Annotated in this window: 5 protein-coding genes and 1 pseudogene; 1 reads left to right on the top strand and 5 read right to left on the bottom strand. The window is 66.8% G+C overall.

The window, feature by feature from the left end; genetic code table 11:
- Window positions 1-314, top strand: a pseudogene (locus tag ACLP25_RS08890) (hypothetical protein); the annotation flags it as partial.
- A 78-nt stretch (window positions 315-392) separates the two neighbouring features.
- On the opposite strand, the gene ACLP25_RS08885 reads toward ACLP25_RS08890, so the two are convergent.
- The 5 genes from ACLP25_RS08885 to ACLP25_RS08865 form a co-directional block, all read right to left on the bottom strand.
- Window positions 393-749: a hypothetical protein gene (locus ACLP25_RS08885; RefSeq protein ID WP_442468841.1), complete on the bottom strand. Its 357-nt coding sequence runs from the start codon at window positions 747-749 to the stop codon at window positions 393-395.
- 84 nt (window positions 750-833) lie between these two features.
- On the bottom strand, window positions 834-1,046 hold the full coding sequence (locus ACLP25_RS08880; protein WP_442468840.1) for a hypothetical protein: 213 nt from the start codon (window positions 1,044-1,046) through the stop codon (window positions 834-836).
- Complete coding sequence (locus tag ACLP25_RS08875) at window positions 1,043-2,221, bottom strand: hypothetical protein (protein WP_442468839.1); 1,179 nt, start codon at window positions 2,219-2,221, stop codon at window positions 1,043-1,045. Before ACLP25_RS08875 ends, ACLP25_RS08880 begins: the two co-directional genes overlap by 4 nt.
- A gap of 22 nt (window positions 2,222-2,243) precedes the next feature.
- Window positions 2,244-4,118, bottom strand: coding sequence for a hypothetical protein (locus ACLP25_RS08870; protein WP_442468838.1), 1,875 nt, complete (start codon window positions 4,116-4,118; stop codon window positions 2,244-2,246).
- The coding region (locus ACLP25_RS08865) for an HNH endonuclease (protein WP_442468837.1) at window positions 4,115-4,943 on the bottom strand (829 nt) is incomplete at its 5' end. The genes ACLP25_RS08870 and ACLP25_RS08865, both read right to left, overlap by 4 nt.

Here is a 4,943-nt window from a genome sequence, read left to right as displayed (position 1 = left end):
TCCCGTCAGAGATGCGCATGCCGCTCGCCGAGGCGATGGCGTTTCTCAAGGTCGGCGCGGACTATACCAAGGCCGACGTGCTCGCCGCGTTCCGGCGCGAGGCCAAGAATGCGCACCCCGACGTCGGCGGCACGGCCGAAATGTTCGAGAAGCTGGTCAAGGCGCGCGATCGGCTCTTGGCGTCGATCGGCACGAGCGCCCCGGCTCCGAGGCCGCCGCAGTATTACGCGAAGGGCACGGTCATCCGCTACCGCACCCGCTCCTCGAGTTCGTCGGCTCGGCTCGGCTCAACGCGACGGCTGGGATCAGGTTAAGTGTTATCATTCACCCCGGCCTATGTCATCGATCGTCTTGTCGCTCATTTCGCTTCCCTTCCTCATCATCCGCCGCGATCACGCTTTTGCGTCGGCGGGATCAAAATTGCCCTTCACACACAGAAAGCCGTCGCGTGCGTCGGTCAGCCACCCGCCATCCGGAGCGCCGCACTTCATGCATGGGCCGTTCGGGAAGGTCACGTAGGGTTCATGGCGCAGGTAGTGCGCGTTCAAGGACTCGTCGAGAAGTCTGACGACGACCGGGTCCATCCATGCGTCGCACTGCCGACCGCCCGTCTCTTGGCTGTCGAAGTCCGTGAACTTACTCCAGCCGCCGATCATGCTCGCCGCGTGTCTCGGCGCGATTGTCGGCCTCTCCCCCCACGCGGCGATCAGATGCTGGGTCAAGGCCTCGTGGATTTCGGTCATGCTCATGCTCGTCGTCTCCGTTGTCATTTGCTCACCGCTCATCGCTTCTCTCCTTTAAGGTTGCGCCAGGACGGCGCGCTCTTTTGGTCGTCACGGCGCCCACCCCGAGTTCGTCAGCGCCAAGACGACGCGCTTGAGTTCCTCGGCATCCACTTCGCCGCTCGGTATGGTCATCCTTTGCTGGCTGCCCGACGCGCGCGACGCCCATCGGCAAACCGCCCGGATGAAAGCGTAGCTCATGGCCGTATTCGGCACCGGCTCGGGCGCCCGGCTGCCGGCGAGTCGCCACATCGGGGCGGTCATTTCCTGTTCTCCCACGCGACCTCGAAGCTGGCCGCTTTCGTCTTGCCGTCCCGCCGGAAGCGCAAGGCCGCGGTGGACCCGTCGATGGTCGTCGGCGCGCCCTCGATCGACTTCAAGGCGCGGGTGATCGCGTTGGGTGTCGGCGACGTGGCCTTCGGCGCGGTGCAGAACCGTCTAAGCTCGGCCATGTTCTCCGCCTCCTCATTCTTCCTGAGGTGCTCGAGCAGCTGAGCCGTGGTGAAGGTTGCGCCGTTTGGCCAGATCGACGCCAGCGTCTCGATGATGCCGGCGCGCGAGATGGCGTCCTCGTCCTCGTCCTCGACCTTCTCGAACATATCCTTGAACGACAGGGGCGCCTTGGTCGCCTCGAAGGCGGCGTTCTCGACCGCCGAGCCCACGAGCTTCCACCACGTCTTGAACCGTGTCTGCCCCGCCCCTTCGCAGCGCGGGTTGCCGAGCATGACCGTATAGAGCGCGTTGAGGATCTGGCCACGGTGGTCGAGCGTCCAGGCGATCGGATCGGCGTGCGTGAAGGGCCGATTTTCCGGGTCGGCCCGATCGGTCCCGAGGCGGATGACGAGCGACCGCGACGCCGTGTCGGATTTGGGGCGGATGTTGTTGCCGGTGAAGGCGATGATGGTGAAGGCGGGCGCCTCCGGGCTCTCACTCACGCCGAGCTGCCGGTCTTTGTAGGTCTCCGCCGTGCAGGCGCGTTCGATGTGCGGGCAGCCGATGACGGTTCCGCGCGGGATGTTGTCCCACACCAGGAACGGCACGGCCTCGCGCAGCACGGAGAAGAGCGCCTTCTTCCGCTCCTCGGCGTCGTTGGTCCACGCCATCGCCGCCGCCTTGATGCCGAGCGCGGCGAGCGAGACCATGTGAAGGGCGGTGGTCTTGCCGGTGCCGCGCAGGCCGGCGGTGACATAGAACACCGGTCGCTCGGGCAGCAGCACGCGCTCGACGATGGTCAGCGGAAGGGCGATCAGCGCCGCCTTCCCCTCCGCGTCGGTTTTGACGTCGCCGAGCCAGTTGTCGGCAAGGAAACGGTAGGACTTGGCCACCGCGATCGGCGTGCAGTCCGAGGGGTCGGGCATGTATTTCAGCACGGCGGGATCGATGCGGAAGAAGAGGCCTCGCTCGCGGTCGAGGCCTTCACCGATCAAGAGTCTAGGCATGTCCTGGTTCCTCCTCTTTCTTTCAGGGCAACACGAGCGTCGCCGTGATGACGGCGCGTAGGGTGGGAAGCCGGGATCGCTTGTATTTGAGCCAGTGCGTCAAGAAGCGGCTGTGCGGCGCGACGGCGCGGTCGCCGTGCTTGGTCTTCGCGACGAAGGTCATGTGGTCGGAAAGCTCGATCTCGAGGCTCTGCAGGCTGTGCTTGGTCAGGAGCTGGATTTTCGGCGCCGGCAGGCGCGTCTTTGCGTCTGCGCCCTCCTCGACTTCGTCGTTGGCGGCGTTCGCGGTCAGTTCATGCAGCCCGGCGACCGTGCGCTCCTCGACGGCGACGGGCCAGCCTTCGACGTCGCGCATTGGCGGGGTCGGGCCAGAGACATTCGCCAGGATATCGTCCCACTGCCGCATGACGGGCGCGGCTTCGGCGTCGGGCGGCGGGGCGGCCAGGCGCGCCTTCGTGCTTTCTCGCGCGTTGCGCTTGCGCTGCTCCTCGGCCTCCGCCTCCTCATGCTCGGCGAGCGCCTCCTTGACCATCTTCTCGGCGACGCGCGTCCCCAGGCCGCTCCGCGCCCCGGCGAGCCTGCAGAGGCGCTTTCGGTCGACGGCGTCGACGTCGGCGCGGGCGATCAGCCGGAAGAGGGTCCTGGTCGCCTCCTCCTTCGGCGCGGCTAAGATCGCCTCCTCGACCGACTGGGCGTCGTAGACGAGGCGGTAGAACGCCCCGCCATGGGCGAAGCTGTTGACGAAGGCCTCACCGGTCGGGCGCCGCAGGATCTTGGCCGTCTGCTGCCCGTACTCGACGCCCTCGACCGGGTCGGCCAGCGCCTCGTCGATGTACGCTTCCGGATCGGCGAGCACGTCGGCGACGGTCCTGGTCCCGATATCGGGGTCGTCGAATTCGAGCGTGGCGTCGGGTCTCAGGACACCTCGGCTCCAAGCCTTCGCCGTCTCCTTCGCCCTTGCCGGCTCGACGCCACGCGCGACAAGCTTGGCGGTTTGCTCTTCGACAAACGCTGTCTTCGCCGCCGCGGCTTCGCCTTGTCTGTCCTCGGCGGCCGCGGCCTTGAGCTGCTTGAGGTCAGCTGTCTCGCGGGCGGTAAGGTCGGGGCATGCGGCCACGGTGTCGAGCGGCGGCCCTTCATGCACGGTCGCCTTGCGCTCGAGCTGTTTCAGTGGCGCTTCCAGATCCGGCGCGGCCTCGAACACAATGCGCTCGGGCGCGCAAACCATCTTGTCGACAATCGAGCGCTCGAGCAGCTGCCCGGCTTTACCGACCATGGTCCAGCCGAAGCCGTTGAGCCATGCCCGGTCATGCAAGGCATAGAGATAGCGGCGCACGTCGCTTCCGTCCGCGACCGTGAGGAAGACGTGCTCGCCGTCGGTTTGGTATTCCTCACCCGTGTCGCTGTTTACGACATTGGCGCTGGTCGATCGACGGCGGACATAACCGGCTTCGGCAAACCCTGGGCAGACGGCCGCGAGCGCGCCGGTAAAGCCGCCCAGCGCCGCGACGCGCGCCTTGACGTCAGGCGGCATTCCCTTCGTGTCGTAGTCGTGCAACGCCAAGGCCGGCTTGCCTTTGCGATAGACGAAATTGTCCTGCGTCCGGGCGACGAAGCCCGGCTGGCCGGCCTTCAGGTCGCGCTTCACCACCACCTGCACCGCGTCCGGCAAACCGTCGAGCAGACGTCCGAGCGCCAAGGCGACATTGCCCGGCGTCGCCTCGATCAGGGTCGCGAAGGCGCGCAAGTCGATGAGGGGCGCCCGCTCCGCCCGCCCGCGCGACATGCGGCACTGCGACGTGTCGTTGGCTAGCTTGCCGTCCGCCGCCAGGTGCAGCTTCTTGGTCAGCGGGCCGTCGGCCTTGATCAGGCGCGTGCACTCGATGACTGTGGTCACGGCGCGGTTCCCCTGATGCGGTGAGCGCGTTCGTGGCAATCGTCGCAGATCGAAATAAGTTCAAAGAGCAGTTCGGCTCCGACATGCGCGTAGGTTAGGTGATGAACTTGGGTCGCCGGCCGATCGAGACAGCCTTGGCACAGACCCTTGTCGCGCTTGAGCGCCTGAGTGCGTTTCGCGCGCCAAGCGTCCGATTGCAGATAGTCGGTGTACCAATCCCAGAACGCGTGGCGGCGCGTGGCGGCGCGCTGCGCGTAGGCGCGGTCGGCCGCTTCTCGCCCTCTCGTCTCCGCATCCAAGTCAAACGGCGGGGGTTTGCGGCCTCCGGCCAAGGCGGCGGCGCTCGCGATCAGGTTCCCCATGGCGGCGCCGCAATCCAGGCACTGGCGCACATAGTAACGGGCGCCGCCCACGCTCCAGAGGCGCATCGCCGGCAACATCCCGTCGTCGAAATGCGCCTCCTCCCCGACCGAGGCGGCGAGAGCGCGCGCGACGGGCGCCATCTCCAGCCTGCCGTCGATCACGAGACGCCAGGCCGCCACCATGGGAACGAACCAAACCGCTGCCTCGGGGTCGTCGCGAAACCCGCGCAACGTGCGCCGAAGGTCGTCGGCGAGCGCTCGATGGCTCTTGCCGTAGCGGTGTTGCTCGGCGTTGGAGCCCTTCGCCCGCCGACGCGCGGACGGCGTGAGCGTGAAGCCCATCGGGTCGTCGGCCGGCGTAACGTCGGCGCTCAGCATGATGGCGAGGATGCTGACGGCCCTAAGTTCGCTGAGGCCGTCCTCCTCCTTCCACCGCTGAAGCCACCCTTCAAGTTCTGCGTAG

Origin of the sequence: Roseiarcus sp. (assembly GCF_052145395.1) — a bacterium.
Taxonomy (GTDB): Bacteria; Pseudomonadota; Alphaproteobacteria; order Rhizobiales; family Beijerinckiaceae; genus Roseiarcus.
Note: the sequence above shows the minus strand (reverse complement) of the source record. Positions and strands in the feature narration are given on the sequence as shown.

Excerpts from the sequence above, each read along its gene's own strand:
- ACLP25_RS08885 (WP_442468841.1), bottom strand. The coding sequence starts at position 749 with ATGAGCATGACCGAAATCCACGAGGCCTTGACCCAGCATCTGATCGCC.
- ACLP25_RS08875 (WP_442468839.1), bottom strand. The coding sequence starts at position 2,221 with ATGCCTAGACTCTTGATCGGTGAAGGCCTCGACCGCGAGCGAGGCCTC.
- ACLP25_RS08880 (WP_442468840.1), bottom strand. The coding sequence starts at position 1,046 with ATGACCGCCCCGATGTGGCGACTCGCCGGCAGCCGGGCGCCCGAGCCG.